The organism is Opitutus sp. ER46, from assembly GCF_003054705.1.
In the GTDB taxonomy this organism is placed as follows: Bacteria; Verrucomicrobiota; Verrucomicrobiia; order Opitutales; family Opitutaceae; genus ER46.
Map to the genome: position 1 here is coordinate 178,066 of NZ_QAYX01000021.1, position 14,543 is coordinate 192,608.

A 14,543-nucleotide genomic window follows, 5' to 3' on the forward strand; every position below is an offset into this window, starting at 1 on the left:
CATGGCTGAATCCTCCCTTACCGGTGCACAACGCACGTTCCTGCGCGGCCGCGGGCAACGGCTCGATGCCGCGTTGAAGATTGGGCGCGACGGCGTTACCCCAGCGCTGAACGCCGAACTCGACCGGCTGCTGCGGGCGCAGGAGCTGGTCAAGGTGCGGTTCGTCAATGCGGACCGCGACGAGCGGGCGGCCTTGTGCGAACGGCTGGCGGCCGAAGTCGCCTGCGAGTGCGTGGGCGCCGTGGGCCACACGGCGCTGTTCTTCCGGCAGAACCCGAACCCGGCCGACCGGCAGTACTCGTTCGAGGCGTAAGGGATCGGTGGCAGGCGGTTTGCCCCGGAGCGTTGACGCTCGCTGGAGCCGATGCTTCCGTGCGCCACATGTTCACGATCATTGGCGGCGATGGCAGAGAATACGGGCCCGTGGCGGTGGCGCAGATCCGGGCCTGGATGGCGGCCGGTCGCGCGAACCTGGACACCAAGGCCAAGGCGGTCGGCACCGACGAGTGGCGTCGCCTGGGTGATTTTGCCGAGTTCGGCACGCCGGAGGGCGTACCGCCAACGATCGAAGCCAGCGTCGTGGACACGGAGGGGGACGCGGCGACGGACGCCGAGCCGGCAGAACGCCTGACCCGCCTGGCGGCGTGGTTTCTCGATAACGTGATCGCGTTCACCGTGTGCCTGCCCGGTTTTATGCTCATCGGGTTCTCGGTGATCATGGCCCTGCTGCGCGGCGGCACAGAGGTGGGCGATCTCACCGCGGGCCGCACGCTGCTAGGCTGGATGCTCCTGCTTGCGGGGGGGCTGATCCTGCTCGTGATCCAGGTTTACCTGCTGACCACCCGGGGCCAGACGCTCGGCAAATGGGCGCTCGGCATTCGCATCGTGCGCGTGGTGGACGGCGGCAATCCCGGGTTCATCTCGGCTGTCCTGCTGCGCCTGATCGTCCCCGGCATCATCGGCATGATCCCGCTGCTTGGCCTGGGGTTCCTGTTCTCGCTGGTCGACGTGTGCTTCATTTTCCGGGCCGATCGTCGCTGCATCCACGACTTGATGGCAGGCACGCGGGTGGTGAAGGTCGCTCCGTAACCGGCCAAACGCGGCGCCGACGGGGCGGAGAACCGTCTCGCTCCGCCGCCTAGACGACGCGGTCGATCATGGGCTCGCCGCGGCTGAATGCGGCGAGGTTGCGCAGGAAGTGCTCGACGATCGCCGTGTCCTGATCGGCCCGTCCGCCGGCGGTGTGCGGCGTGATGTAGCAGTTGGGCGTGGTCCAGAGCGGATCCTCCGGCGGCAGCGGCTCCACCTCGAACACGTCGAGGTACGCCTCCGCGATCCGGCCGGAACGCAGCGCCTCGGCCAGCGCGCGCTGGTCGACGGTGGTGCCGCGGCCCACGTTGTAGAAGCGGGCGCCGGGCTTGCAGCACGCCAGCCGGCGCGCGTTCACGTAGTTGCGGGTGCTCTCGTTGTCGGGGAGCAGGTTCACGACGTGGTCCGCCTGGCTGAGCGCCGTGCTCACCGCCTCCTCGGGCAGGATGCGCACGCCGCGCTCGCTGCGGACCTGCCGACGCACGGCCTGTACGTTGAGATGGAAGGGCGCCAGCAATTCCGCCAGCCGGCGGCCGATCGCCCCATAGCCGAGCAGCAGCACGTTCTGCCCGGTGAGCCGGCGCGACTGGTAGCGCCGCTCCGCGTAGTGCCAGCCGTGGTCCGTGAGCTGGTCGCGGTGCGAGTCGAGCAGACGCCGGCCCAGTGCGAGCATCATCGCCAGCACGTGCTGCGCGCACGAATCGGCAAACACCGCCGACATGTTCGTGAACGCGCGGCCGCGCGACCGGAACTCCTCCTTGAACTCCGGCGTGTCGTACCGCGTGTAGCCCGCCGTCGTCACCTCGACCCAGCGCAGCCGCCGCGCCGTGACGCACTGCGCGGGATCCGGCTGGCCAAGGGCGACGTCGGCCTCCTCCAGGGCCGGATCCGCCCGGCCGGCGGAGAGGACGTTCGCCGAGGCGAAGTCGGAAAAGACCAGACGATGGCCGCGCGTGCCCTCGACGAGGAGGCGGGTGTCGGCGTCGGAGAACTTGGCGTTGCACCAGATCGTGAGGGGCATGCGGAAAGGGAGAGTGAAAGTGAGAGTGAAGGTTAGCGAGCCAGTGAGTGGCATGGCCCTGTCGATCCCTCCGGGCAGGACACGGAGGTCACGGAGGTCGGAGGAGGGGCACGGAGCGAAGCCCGGCCGGTTTTCCTCCGTGTGCTCCTCCGGCCTCCGTGCGCCCTGTGCCGGGACCGAGAACGTCCCTCCGAGTGAAAGTGCGAGTTGGGGGCTCGGCGTCACCACCAGTGGTGTTCCTGGGCGGCGCGCAGCGCGGTCTCGAGCGACGGCAGGTCGGGGTGCCAGAGCTTTTCCCACTCGAGGCTCTGTGTCCCGGCGAAGCCGTCGGCCTGCATCGCGGCACGGACGGCCGCCATGGGAAACTCGCCCGTGCCGGGCAGCACGAATTTGTACGGGTGGGTCTTGGTCGGCACCGAGATGCTGTCCTTCAGGTGCACGTGCACGATATGCCGGTGCACGCCGCGCCAGGTCGTGACGGGATCCTCGTGGCCCATCTTCCAGGTGTTGTGCGCGTCCCACAGGAGCGCCGTGCCCGGGGCGACGGCGAGGAAGCGCTGGAGGGTCGGCACGCTGAAGAACCGGTTGTGCGTCTCCACCATGATGTCGGCCTGGTAGCCGTTCGCGGCGCGGACGTCGCGCCACCAGGCGACGGTCTCGGCGGCGGCCGCCAGGGCGCCCCGCTCGGAGAGCTTGGCCCCGCCGTCGAACACCCGCAGCCAGCGGACGCCGGCCGCCTCGGCCCAGGGCAGGAACGCGAGGAACTGCTCGCGCTCGGCCGCCTTCGCCTCCGCCAGGTGCAGCGAGGTGTCGAGGGAGATGATCTTGATCCGGAACTGTCCGGCCGCTTCGGCGAACGCCTCCGGCGATCCGTACTCGGATGCCAGATAGGCGGGGAGGTTGATGGTTTCGCCGAGCGCGCGCAGTTCAATGGCGTCCAGGCCAAACCGCTCGGCCAGAGCCACCGCATTGCGGAGATCGGCGTCGGGGCATCCCAGGGTGGAGAACGCGCGGACCATGGGACGGGAGCTTGGGGGAAAAGCGCGGCGGGACCAAGGCGCAAGTTGCCGGTTGCGCGGCCGGGGCGGGTTTGCTGTGTTGGGACCTTATGTCCGTCTGGCTTGGACGCGTGCGCGTGATCTTCGCTCAACCCGGGTTTCCCGGGGTGATGGCGTCCGCGTTCGCGCTGGGACTCGGCTACTCGTTCGTCGGCCCGTTCCTGTCGCTCTGGGGCACGCAGGAGGTGGGAATGCGGCCGTCGTACTTCGGCCTGTTCATGACCCTTACCTCCCTGAGTGCGATCCTGGTGATCACGCTTCTCGCGCGGTGGTCGGACACCCACGTGCCGCGCAAGGTAATGCTCCTCCTGGGCGGCACCGGGGGGGTGATCGGCTATTCAGTGTACGCATTCGTGCGGGAACCGTGGATCCTGCTGACGGTGGGATGTTCGGTGCTCGCGTTCGCGGCGCTCTGTTTCTCCCAGCTCTTCGCGTTCACGCGCGAGCGCTACTATCACGCCGAGATCCCGGGGCTCGGACCCGGCTTCCTGATGAGCATTGTCCGGGTGGGCTTTTCCGTCGCGTGGACGGCCGGCCCGTCGATCGGCGCGTGGATGATGGTGACCTACGGCTTCCGGGGCTCGTTCCTGGGCGCGGCGCTGCTGTACTTCGTCTTCCTCGTCGGCGTGGTCTGGTTCGTACCCTACGAACGCCGCCCGGCCCATGTGCGCGCGGCGGTGCACGAACCCGTGTGGCGGGTGCTCACGCGCGGGGAGATCGCGGCGATGTTCGTGGCGTTCCTGTGCGTGTATGCCTCGCACACGATGAACGCGATGAACCTGCCGCTGATGCTGACGCAGGATCTCGGGGCGACGGGCCGCGACGTAGGTATCGCCTTTGGCGTGGGCCCGGCGGTGGAGATTCCGCTGATGCTCTGGTTCGGCCTGCTGGCGGGGCGCGGGTACTCGCTGCGGCTGCTGCGTATCGGCGGCGTGGTGACAGCGCTTTACTTCGTGCTGCTGAACCAGGTGCAGGCGCCCTGGCATGTGTTCATCGTGCAAGCGCTGCACGGCATGTCGTTTGCGATCATCTCCAACGTCGGGATCATGTTCTTCCAGAACCTCGTGCCCGGCCAGCCGGGCCTGGCCACGGCGGTGTACGCCAACGCGGCGAACGTCGGGAACCTGGTTGGCTTCTTCACCTTCGGCAACCTGGTCGGACCCCTCGGCCATCGGCGGCTCTTCCTTTGTTCCGCCGTTCTCGCCGGCGCCATGGCCGTCATCATGTTCCTGTACCGCGGCCGCGCCCGCACGGTCGCATAGGCGGAGAGCGGAGGCGAGAGGCCGGAAGCCAGAGGCCAGAAGCCGGAAGCCGGACGCCGGATGTCGGATGTCAGATGTCGGATGTCGGAAGTCGGAGGCCAGAGGCCGGACGCCGGAAGCCGGAAGGCGGATGTCCTTGGCACGGGGAAAGTGTCTGGGGTGGGGAGGGGGAAATGGGCCGGGTGTAGACCGGCGGTTGACGGAAAGTTCGACCCGAGGCGATGCGGTGCGAGGCGTCGGATGATCTCGGACCTTCCCGGCAAAGGGGGCGCGCGGTGCGGCGGGAGCACGCTGCGCCGCGACGGCGGGCAGCGGTGCGCGCATTACGCTCAGGGCTCGCAGTGTGGGCTGGGCTGGCCATGCCCTGCGCCCGTCGGGTCACGCACGGGCGCGGAGCCCCGCCTTGATCGGCGTTGACTCGCGCGGGGGGCGCGGCAGCCGTTGCTGATTCCTGCTTGCGTCCGCGGCACCGCCGGACGGCCCACCTTTCCCGCTGTCATGATTTCCGGATCCGACTCCCGCCTGCTCCCTCGCGCGGAAAACGCCCCGGAGGATCTGTCCTCATGAGCCCGTCCCCGGCCGAACTGCCCGCGGCGAACGTCTCGCGCCCGCTGCCCGACGACCAGGCGCGGCTGTTCATCGACAACCTGCCCCAGCTGGCGTGGATGGCGCGCGCCGACGGCTTCATCACCTGGTGCAACCGCCGGTGGCATGAGTACACGGGCACCACGCCGGAGCAGATCGAGGGCTGGGGCTGGCAGCGGGTGCACGATCCCAAGGCGCTCCCCGGCGTCCTCGACCGGTGGCGGCAAAGCATCGCGACCGGCGAGCCGTTCGAGATGGAGTTTCCCTTGCGGGGGGCGGACGGCGTGTTCCGGCCCTTCCTGACCCGCGGCACGCCGGTGCGTGATGCCTCGGGCGCGGTCACCCACTGGGTGGGCACCAACACTGACATCTCCGCGCAGAAGCAGACCGATCTCGCGCTGCGCCTCGCGCTGGAGGCGGCGTACATCGTGGCGTTCACCTGGGACATCCCCGCGAACCAGGTTTTCCGCTACCATAACGCCGAGAAGATGCTGCGGCCGACCGACGTGGAGCCCGATACCTTCGAGGCCGTGCGCCACATGGTCCACCCCGACGACCGGGAGGCCTTCGAGCGCAACGTCCAGGCCGCGCTGCGCGATCCCAAGGGCGCGTACACGTCGGAGTTTCGCCTCATCGGCGTCGATGGGCAGACGCACTGGGTGCAGGAACGCGGGCGCGTGGAGTTCGATGTGACCGGCCGGCCATTACGGCTGCTCGGGCTGTCGCTGGATATCACCGAGCGGAAGCAGGTCGAGCTGCGCCTGCTGGAGGCCCAGCAGGAACTGCAGCGCCATGCGGTGCGGCTCGAGTCTGCGGTGGCGGAGCGGACGGCCCGACTGCAGGAGCTCGTGAACGAGCTCGGCACGTTTTCCTACAGCATCTCGCACGACCTGCGGGCGCCGCTGCGCTCGATCCAGGGCTTTGCCGAACTGCTCCGGGAGGAGCTGGGCGAATCGCTCGCGGAGCCGGCGCGGGGCTACCTCGACCGGGTGATCCGCGCGGCCCAGCGGATGGACGCGCTGATCCGCGACGTGCTCGAGTACAGCCGCATCACGCGCGCGGAGCTGACGCTCGAGGATATCGACACGGCAGAACTCGTGCGGGAGGCGCTGGAGACGCATCAGGCGTTTCGCGGCGCGGGCGCGCAGATCGACGTGCTCGAGCCGATGCCGCAGGTGCGCGCGAGCCGGCCGGCGCTGCTCCAGACCGTCTCCAACCTCCTCGTGAACGCGGTGAAGTTCGTGGCGCCGGGCGTGGCACCACGCGTCCGCGTGCGGGCGGAATCCACGGGCAAGACGGTGCGGCTCTGGGTGGAGGACAATGGCATCGGCATTGCCCCGAAGGATCAGGAGAAGGTCTGGGGCATGCTCGAGCGCCTCAATCCGGGCTACGAGGGCACCGGCGTCGGCCTCTCGATCGTGCGCAAGGCCGTCGAGCGGATGGGCGGCCGGGTGGGGGTGATCTCCGCCCTCGGCGAGGGCAGCCGTTTCTGGATCGAGCTGCCGGCGGCGGAAAGAAAGGGCTGAATGAAGCGAAGGCTGAAGGGCTGAAGCGCTGAAAACCGAAGACGGAGGGCTGATCCGATCGAACCGATCGATCCGACTGATCGGTCGGATCACGCGGATCGGTCCGATCGGTCGGACTCGCAATGGCAGTCCGCGGCAAGCGTGGCGCCGTCGCGCGCCGGCCGGGCCAGAGTCGCGCCTAGGTGCGCGCGGGCGGGTTGGCGCGGGGCATGGGGAGCGGGTCGACGCGGTTGGGCATCGGCGCGTACTCCGGCTTCTCCAGCCCGGTGACGAGGTCCTGGATGCGCACCGGGAGGTTGGTCTTGAAACACTGGTTGGCGGCGATGCCCACGAGGCAGGACATCGCGCCCGCGCGTTCGTCGGAAGCGCGGCGGTATTTGTCGGCCGGCACGTCGGGCAGGAAGATCTCATCGAGCATGACCTTGTCGCCGCCGCCATGGCCTCCCGTGCCCGTCCAGGGCTTGATGATCTCGGGCGCGCCGCGCAACGGGATGACGCGGGTCGAGACGCCATTCTCCGCGATGCCGCCCTGCACGGTGTCAGTGCCGTTGACGTAGATCTGCTCGACGATCGAGTGCTCAAGTCGGCCGAGGGTGCCGTTGAAGACGACGTGGTAGCCCTCCCACGCGTTGAACGCGTTGAGCGAGTAGGCGAGCGTCGCGTTGGTGTCGTAGTTCACCAGCACGTTCATCGTATCCTCGATGTCGATGCGCGGATTCCACACGCATTGGTCGCGGAAGTAGCCGTCGTACTTCTCCTGGTCGAGGTACATCGCCTTCAGGTTCCGGTTGGCGGCGAGGTCGAAGAAGAAGCCGCACTTGTCCTTTTCCGGGCAGGTGTGGCAGCGCTGGTGCGCGCCCTTGAGCCCGAAGCGCCTGGCCGTCTGCTCCGTGTAGAACTCGCGCTTGCCGGTGGCGAAGACCTGCACGGGCGACGCCCCGAGCCACCAGTTCACGAGGTCGAAGTGGTGGCTGGCCTTGTGAATCATGAGTCCGCCCGAGTTCTTCTTCTCGCCGTGCCAGCGGCGGAAGTAGTCGGCGCCGTGGTGCGTGTTCAGCATCCAGTGAAAGTCGACGGACAGGATGTTGCCGATCGCGCCGCTCATGAGGAGGTCCTTCACCTGCGTGCGGGGCGGGGAGTAACGGTAGTTGAACGTGACCCGCAGGTGGCGGCCGGTGCGCTTGGTGGCATCGATGATTCGCTGGCACTTCGCGGCGTCGGTCGTCATCGGCTTCTCGGAGATGGCGTCACAGCCCAGCTCCATCGCGCGGACAATGTAGCCGTCGTGCGTGGCGTCGACGGTCGTGACGATCACGAACTCGGGCTTCATTTCGGCGATCATCCGTTCGAAGTCGGCGGCGGCGTAGGCGGGCGGCGGCGGGGCGCCATTGGCCTGCGAGCGGATGCGGGCGAGTTCGAGGCGGCCCGGATTCAGGTCGCAGATACCGACAAGTTCCGCGTGCGCCGCGTAGGTCTTCTCAATCGCATCCTGGTACATCGTGTGGCGGCCGCCGACGCCGACGATGGCGTAGCGTTTGCGCCGCGGGCCCGTGACGCTGGCGACGGATTCGGTGGCGAAGCTGGTGCCCAGGGCGGCGAGCCCGAGCCCGGTGGCGGAGACGGATTTCACGAACGTGCGGCGGTCGATAGGGGTGGAGATTGGGGATGACATGCTCCCCCGCAAGACGCGCGGGCCGGGGTGGGAGATTCGCGGGGCGGCGGGGGGGCGGTAACCCCGCCGCCTCTTTCTCTTACTCTTCCTCTTTCTCATACTCCTCCGGCCTCGATCCAGACCGAGAGCCCGAGCCCGAGAACGAGAACGAGCCCGAGCCCGAGCCCGAGCCCGAGCCCGAGCCCGAGCCCGAGCCCGAGCCCGAGGGCGCCGGCTACGAAAAGGCCGGCGCAGCCTCAATCCCTCGAGAGAAAGAGTAAGAGAAAGAGTAAGAGGAAGAGAAAGAGGGGGGCGGGGGGGCGCTCAGTCGGCGATGCGGACGGCGTCGGCGGCGACGCCATCGGCCAAGGTGTAAGGCTTCTTGGCGAGGCGAAGATCGCTCTCCTCGATGCGGATGCCGCGGGAGTCGACGCCGGCCACGGTCATGAAGACATCGGTCGCGGGGGAGGTGATGCCGTGAAGGATGATGTCCTGCGCGTGATTCAGCGCGTACACCGGGCCTTTCGTCGGCGTGATGGCGACGTGTTCGAAGGCGACCTGCTTGACGTAATTGGCGACGACGCCGGCGGTCGAGTTCACCTCGATCGAGGAGAAGCTGAGGTTCTCGAGATAGGAGTCCGCCGAACCTTGAAGCCGGATTGCGGTGGGGGCGCCGGAGCCGGTGACGCGCCGGACATGGATGTTGCGAAAGCGCGGGGCCTTCGCGCCGACGGGCTGGTTACGGTCCGCGCCGTAGTCCATGTTTATGATCACGACCTCGTACTTCAGGTCCTTTACGCGGAGGTTCTCCGCCCAGACGTTCTCGACGATCCCGCCCCGGTCCTGGCGCGATTTGATGCGCACCGCGCGGTCGGTCCCTTCGAATTCGCAGTTGTGCAGGTAGACGTTGCGCACGTCGCCTGACATCTCGCTGCCGATGACCAGGCCGCCGTGGCCGCGCTTCGAGGAGCACCAGCGCATGACGACGTTCTCGGTCGGGCGGCCGACGCGCCAACCGTCCTCGTTGTAGCCGGACTTGAGGACGACGCAGTCGTCGCCGGTGTCGAACACGCAGTGCTCGATGAGGACGTTGCGGCAGGAGTCGGGATCGATGCCGTCGTTGTTGGGGCCGTCGGTGAGGACGTGCACGCGTCGGATGATGATGTTCTCCGAATAGATCGGGTGGATTGTCCAGTTGGGCCCGCCGCCGATCGTAAAACCCTCCATCAGCACGTTGCGGCACCCGTGGAAGACCACGAAGCTCGGGCGCATGGCCGCCTCGACGGTGCCGAAGATGCGTTGCGCAACAGGCACGCCTTTCGCGCCGGCCTCGAAATGCTTCCGGGTCTCCTTCTTCGCCCAGGCCCACCAAGCCTTGGCGTTGCCGTTGAGCCGGCCCGGGCCGGTGATGCCGACGTTGGTGCAGCCGCGCGCGTAAATGAGCGGCGAGTAGTTGTACACGTCGATGCCGCCCACGCGGACGAGCACGACGGGCAGGTAGTCCTCGAACACATCGCTGAACACCACCTCGGCATCTTGTGCGAGATGCAGTTCGATATTGCTGCGGAGATGGATCGGCCCGGTGAGCCAGCGTCCGGCCGGCACGAGCACGCGGCCGCCGCCAGCCTCCGCGCACGCGGCGATGGCCTTGGCGAACGCGGCGGTGTTCTTGATTTCGCCGCCCGGCACCGCTCCGAAGTCGACGATGTTCATCACGCGGTCGCCAAAGGCAGGGCGCTCCAGCGCCGGGAAGGGGAAGGGCGCGCGCACGGGCGCGATCGGGTCGGGCGCGGCGGAGGCGAGGCCCGCGGCGAGGCAACTGAGGGCGACAAACCAGCGGAGGCGGAGCAACGGGGTCATGCGTCGAAACTGCACGAAGGCTTCCCGTTGTCAGCAAAAGCGCCGTTGCGCTCATCGTCGCCTGCGCTGGGGCGGTCGCGGGTCCCTCCGGCTCCGACCTTGCCCCGGAGCGCGCGGCCGGTGATACCTGTCCGGCATGGCTCGCGGCAAAAGCTCTCCGGTGACGGTACACACGATCGCCCAGCACGTCGGCGTTTCGGCGGCGGCGGTGTCGACGGTCCTGGCCAACCGCCATGAGGAGCGCCGACTGGCGGCGGCGACGGTGGAGCGGATCCGGCAGGCCATCCGCGACCTGGGATACGTCCCCAACGTGGCCGCGCGGCGGCTGCAGGCGCACGACCCGGAGGTCCGCCACCTCGAGCTGGGCATCCTTACCACCTTTGAAGCGCCGCTTTCACTGGTCAGCCGGGTGCTGCGGCAGCTGCAGCGCACGGTGGATGCCAAGTCCGGGCCGACGCGGCAGTTCTCGGTTTCGATCGACATGTTTCACGCCGGGCGGCTGCGCGAGATGCCGGGGTTGCTCAATGCCAGTCGCTTCAACGGCTTGATCATCACCAACACCCTGCCGGCCGACGACGCGTTCCTTACCGGGGCGTCGTTGCCGTACCCGGTGGTGGTGCTCGGCCGCCAGCTGGCGAACTACTCCTGCGTGCTCGATACGCCGGGCGAGATCGGCCGGCGCGCGGCGGAGATCCTGCTGGGTGCGGGGCGCAAGGCGCCAGTCGTGCTGGTTCCCGCGCTGCTGACGCAGAGCACCTCGGAGCGCGCTGAGTCCTTTTGCGCCACCATCCGGTCGCGGATGGGCCGTGAACCAGCCCGCGCCACGGCGCCCGACTTCACGCCGTCCGGCGGCGCGACCGCAGTGCGGACCCATCTGGAGGCGAACCGCGGCTGCGACGCGCTGTTCGCGGTGACGGACTCGCTGGCGCTGGGGGCGTATCAGGCGATCCGCGGCAGTGGCCGCGCCATTCCCCGCGACGTGTCGGTCGTCGGGGTAGGCGACCTCGATCCGGCGGAGTTTTTTGATCCGCCGCTGACGTGTGTCGGCCCGGCCAGCGACAAGATCGTGGAGCAGGTGGTGATGCAGCTCTTCCAGCTCATGACCCAGCGGCGGCTCAATCCCGCCGAGATCTTCGTGCCGCCGCAAACCGTGTTGCGGGCATCGGTGTAGCCGCGCGGCCTTCCGCCCGACGAGCGGCGCGCGGGCGGACTCCGGCGTGGCGCGCCGGCTTCAACTGACGGCACCTTCCTGGTCGGCGCTCGGGTATCGGGTTGGCGCCCCGCTGGCGCGGAGCAGCTCGTTCACCTCGCGCTTGAGTTCGAGCACGCGGCTCTCGCGGCCGAAGGTGGCCTGGTGCCAGCGCTGCAGTTCGTCCACCTGCGCGGCGAGCGTCGTCTCCGCCTGTTTCCGTTCGGTGATGTCCTCGGTGAAGATCACGATGCCGCCGACGTCGCCGAGGGCGTCGCGCCACGGGCGCACCTCCCAGCGCAGCCACTGCACGGAGCCGTCGGCGCGATCGAAGCGGTCCTCTTCTTGGCGGATGATTTCGCCGGCGAGGCCGCGGCGATGCACCTCGCGCCACGCAGCGGTGATTTCCGGGAAGATATCGTAGTGGCAGGCTCCCCGCAGCTCCTGGTCGCCGAGGCGGTAGTCCTGTTTCCAGCGGCGGCTGGCGTTGATGTAGCACATGTCGCGATCAAACATCGCGAGGGCCGCCGGGGCGTGCTCGATGAACAGCCGCAGCCGCTCTTCGCTCTCGCGAATTGCATTTTCAGCGGCCTTACGCTGGGTCACGTCGCGGGCGAACACGAGCGCACCATCCTCGCCCTCGTACGTGAAAGGCACCGCCGAGACCTCGACATCCACCGAGGTGTCGTCGAGCCGCAACCATGTCTCCTCCATCTGGCCGACCGGCGTTCGGTTCACGAGCAGCTGCGCGATGCGCTCCTGGATGACTTCGTGCAGCTCGGGGGCGAAGCGTTCGAGCACGGAGCGGCCAATGAGGGTGGAGGCGTCGGCCGCGCCGAAGAGTCGTTGTGCGGCGGGATTCAGGTAGGCGAAACGGCCTCCGGCCTGGACGAAAATCGCATCGGGAGCGGTCTCCACCGCCTGGCGAAACCGATCCTCGCTCTCGCGCAGCGCCTGTTCCGTGCGCCTCTGCTGGGTGATGTCCCGAATGATCAGGCTGCAGCGACGCTGGCCACTGTGCTCGGTGAACATGACGGTCGAAACCTCGGCTTCGAAGGCGGAGCCGTCGCGACGCAGGAACCGGACCTCGCCCCGGGCGCGTCCGGTGCGGGCGCGTTCCGCCACGAGGGCTGGTCCCCGCGGGTCCGTGTGATCGATCAGGCCGGCGCGTCCTGCGGCGCAGATTTCCGCGGCAGTGAGCCCGAAGAGCTGGGAGGCGGCGGGATTTGCGGCCAGGTAGCGACCGTCGGGCGTGGCGAGCAGGACCGCGTCCATGTTGCTCTCGAACAGCATGCGAAAGCGTTCCTCGCTCTCGCGCAGGTTCGCATTCGCGCGCCGCCGCTCGTCCCGGCTCCGCAGGGACGTGATCCCGTAGGCGAGGTCGTCGGCGAGCTCAAGCAGGAGCTTGGTTTCGTCGGGGTGGAAGGCGTCGACGTCGCCGGAGTAGATGTTGAGCGCGCCGAATGTCTGGCCCTCCCGGCGGAGGGGCAGGGCGATGGACGAGTGGAAGCCGCGCTGGAGGGCGAGCTCGCGCCAGGGCGCGAACCGCGGCTCGTCGAGCATGTTGCGGCAGACGGCGACTTCGCCGTTGCGGATGCAGGTGCCCGTGGGACCGCGGCCCCGCTCGTCGTCGGTGGCCGTGATGCGCAGGCGCTTCAGGTATTCGGGAGCCACGCCCTCCTGGGCCACGACGCTCACGGTGCGGTCGGGAGTGTCGCTGACGTAGCCGACCCAGGCCATGCTGTAGCCGCCGAACTCGACGACCTGCTTGCAGATCTGCTGGAGCAGGTTGCCCTCCTCGGTGGCGCGCACGAGGACCTGGTTGCATTCACTGATCGTGCGCAACGCGCGGTTGGCGCGTACGAGTTCGACCTCCGCATGTTTGCGGTCGGTGATGTCGCGCACCACCGCGAGCACGTAGGTGCCGTCATGCAGTTCCGCGTAGCGCAGGCTGAGCTCAACCGGGAAGAACGTGCCGTCCTTGCGCTGGTGCAGCGTTTCGAGGCGCGCGGAGCCGCTCGCCCGCAACTGGTCGTACTCGAGTTGGAGGCTTTCCCGCAGTTCCGGGGGCGAGAGATCCACCCCGGTCATGGCCTGGAACTCCGCGAGCGAGTAACCGTACGTGGCGAGCGCGCAGTCGTTCGCCTCAAGGATCCGCAGTCTGTCATCCATCAGCAGGATACAGTCATTCGCGTAGCGCGTGACCAGCGCCAGACGCTCGGCGACGCGGCGCGCGTCCTGCTCCACGCCAAGCGTGTGCCGCAGGACCCGCTGCTGTTGCATGCGCCAGAACACCACGAGACCACCGGCGAAACAGCCGAGGAGCACCGTGGCGGCGACCGCGGCGGTGAGGTCCTCGCGGCGAATGCCGGCGTAGGCTTCGGCGCGATCCATCTTGGCGAGGATATACCAGCCCGCCTCGGGTACATGGCGAATGGTCGACACAACCGGTATGCCGCGGTAATCGACGCCCTCATAGACCCCGATGTAGCCGGCCGCGGCCTTGGTCATCGGCAGCTTCTCGTTGTCGATCCGGAGCCGCAGCGACATCGGCGGCTCGGTCTGGTTGCGCGGCGTGTTCAGGATCACCATCTCGTTGCCCTCGCGGCGGGCGAGCGCCGCCGTGCCGGTGGCGCTGCTGGTGGGCCAGTCCCGCAGCAGCGGGAAGAGGACCTGCTCGGGGTTGATCCGCAGCACGATCACCGCGATCGGGCGCGCCCGCGATTCCGTGTCGACCGATGATACCGTGCGTCCGCCGGCGAACACCGGTACGATCAGATCCATGTAGATCGGGCGGTTCGCATCGGTGCGGCTCATGTCCGTGAGACGCAGATCGCCCTGGCCAAAGGCGTGGGCCACGTTGGCCAGCAATTCGGGGTCGCCCGCATCCCCATCACTCGGAATGGCGAAAACGTTGCGCCGGCCGGGCCCGAAGATCAGCACCGACTGGTAGCGGGTGCCGGCCCGCATCGGCTCCAGCAGTTCGAGCGCGGCGTGGCGCCGTGCGGGATCATCCGGCGCCTTCACCAACTCGGCGATTGCCCCGGCGACGGCGGGAGTCCGCATTAGGAACCGGCCATCGTTCAGCCGCTCTGCGCGCCACTCGACGACGCGCCGGACCGTGAAGTCGGCGAGAGTGTCGAGCTCGCGCCAGATCGTTCGCCGGAGGTTCTCACGTTTGCCGTGGTAGACGAAGGCGGCGGCGACGATCAGCAGGGTGATGATAAGGCTCGCGCCGAGCGCGAGCCAGAGATTGCCCGAAATACGCGAAGGCGCGCGCGCTGACGTGGGAGGCGGCATGG

At 68.3% G+C, this 14,543-nt stretch carries 10 protein-coding genes; 5 read left to right on the top strand and 5 right to left on the bottom strand.

All coding sequences use genetic code 11. The features are described 5' to 3' along the window. Window position 1 precedes the first annotated feature (1 nt). Together DB354_RS09190 and DB354_RS09195 are read left to right on the top strand one after the other, a co-directional pair. Window positions 2-313, top strand: a complete 312-nt coding sequence (locus DB354_RS09190; protein WP_107835212.1) for a YhbY family RNA-binding protein — start codon at window positions 2-4, stop codon at window positions 311-313. 68 nt (window positions 314-381) lie between these two features. Next, entirely contained in the window at window positions 382-1,089 is a 708-nt protein-coding gene (locus tag DB354_RS09195) for an RDD family protein (protein ID WP_107835214.1), read from the top strand. Window positions 1,090-1,138: 49 nt separating this feature from the next. Here DB354_RS09195 and DB354_RS09200 read toward each other — a convergent pair whose 3' ends face one another. Continuing rightward, window positions 1,139-2,110 carry a D-2-hydroxyacid dehydrogenase gene (locus DB354_RS09200; RefSeq protein WP_107835216.1) on the bottom strand — a complete coding sequence of 324 codons (972 nt, stop codon included), beginning with the start codon at window positions 2,108-2,110 and terminating at the stop codon, window positions 1,139-1,141. Window positions 2,111-2,331: 221 nt separating this feature from the next. After that, complete coding sequence (locus tag DB354_RS09205; RefSeq protein ID WP_107835218.1) at window positions 2,332-3,129, bottom strand: TIM barrel protein; 798 nt, start codon at window positions 3,127-3,129, stop codon at window positions 2,332-2,334. Between the two features lie 89 nt (window positions 3,130-3,218). On the opposite strand from DB354_RS09205, the gene DB354_RS09210 reads away from it, so the two are divergent. After that, window positions 3,219-4,430 (top strand): sugar efflux transporter, encoded by a 1,212-nt coding sequence (locus tag DB354_RS09210; protein WP_107835220.1) that lies wholly within the window; start codon window positions 3,219-3,221, stop codon window positions 4,428-4,430. A 563-nt stretch (window positions 4,431-4,993) separates the two neighbouring features. Next, the gene (locus DB354_RS09215; RefSeq protein WP_107835222.1) at window positions 4,994-6,541 is read left to right on the top strand and encodes a PAS domain-containing sensor histidine kinase; all 1,548 of its coding nucleotides are present in this window, start codon (window positions 4,994-4,996) and stop codon (window positions 6,539-6,541) included. Between the two features lie 178 nt (window positions 6,542-6,719). Here the strand turns inward: DB354_RS09215 and DB354_RS09220 are convergent, their stop codons facing one another. Both DB354_RS09220 and DB354_RS09230 read right to left on the bottom strand, forming a co-directional pair. After that, window positions 6,720-8,213: a Gfo/Idh/MocA family oxidoreductase gene (locus tag DB354_RS09220; RefSeq protein ID WP_107835224.1), complete on the bottom strand. Its 1,494-nt coding sequence runs from the start codon at window positions 8,211-8,213 to the stop codon at window positions 6,720-6,722. A 303-nt stretch (window positions 8,214-8,516) separates the two neighbouring features. Next, the gene (locus DB354_RS09230; protein WP_107835226.1) at window positions 8,517-10,052 is read right to left on the bottom strand and encodes a glycoside hydrolase family 28 protein; all 1,536 of its coding nucleotides are present in this window, start codon (window positions 10,050-10,052) and stop codon (window positions 8,517-8,519) included. 136 nt (window positions 10,053-10,188) lie between these two features. Here DB354_RS09230 and DB354_RS09235 point away from each other — a divergent pair, with 136 nt between their 5' ends. Next, window positions 10,189-11,223: a LacI family DNA-binding transcriptional regulator gene (locus tag DB354_RS09235; RefSeq protein WP_107835228.1), complete on the top strand. Its 1,035-nt coding sequence runs from the start codon at window positions 10,189-10,191 to the stop codon at window positions 11,221-11,223. Window positions 11,224-11,283: 60 nt separating this feature from the next. On the opposite strand, the gene DB354_RS09240 is transcribed toward DB354_RS09235, so the two are convergent. Beyond that, a complete protein-coding gene (locus DB354_RS09240; protein ID WP_107835230.1) occupies window positions 11,284-14,541 on the bottom strand; it encodes a PAS domain S-box protein in 3,258 nt (1,085 codons plus the stop codon). Between the last annotated feature and the right edge of the window lie 2 nt (window positions 14,542-14,543).

What these genes read in the sequence shown, in the direction of transcription:
- DB354_RS09190 (WP_107835212.1), top strand. Translation starts at nt 2, where the DNA reads ATGGCTGAATCCTCCCTTACCGGTGCACAACGCACGTTCCTGCGCGGC.
- DB354_RS09195 (WP_107835214.1), top strand. Translation starts at nt 382, where the DNA reads ATGTTCACGATCATTGGCGGCGATGGCAGAGAATACGGGCCCGTGGCG.
- DB354_RS09200 (WP_107835216.1), bottom strand. Translation starts at nt 2,110, where the DNA reads ATGCCCCTCACGATCTGGTGCAACGCCAAGTTCTCCGACGCCGACACC.
- DB354_RS09205 (WP_107835218.1), bottom strand. Translation starts at nt 3,129, where the DNA reads ATGGTCCGCGCGTTCTCCACCCTGGGATGCCCCGACGCCGATCTCCGC.
- DB354_RS09210 (WP_107835220.1), top strand. Translation starts at nt 3,219, where the DNA reads ATGTCCGTCTGGCTTGGACGCGTGCGCGTGATCTTCGCTCAACCCGGG.
- DB354_RS09215 (WP_107835222.1), top strand. Translation starts at nt 4,994, where the DNA reads ATGAGCCCGTCCCCGGCCGAACTGCCCGCGGCGAACGTCTCGCGCCCG.
- DB354_RS09220 (WP_107835224.1), bottom strand. Translation starts at nt 8,213, where the DNA reads ATGTCATCCCCAATCTCCACCCCTATCGACCGCCGCACGTTCGTGAAA.
- DB354_RS09230 (WP_107835226.1), bottom strand. Translation starts at nt 10,052, where the DNA reads ATGACCCCGTTGCTCCGCCTCCGCTGGTTTGTCGCCCTCAGTTGCCTC.
- DB354_RS09235 (WP_107835228.1), top strand. Translation starts at nt 10,189, where the DNA reads ATGGCTCGCGGCAAAAGCTCTCCGGTGACGGTACACACGATCGCCCAG.
- DB354_RS09240 (WP_107835230.1), bottom strand. Translation starts at nt 14,541, where the DNA reads ATGCCGCCTCCCACGTCAGCGCGCGCGCCTTCGCGTATTTCGGGCAAT.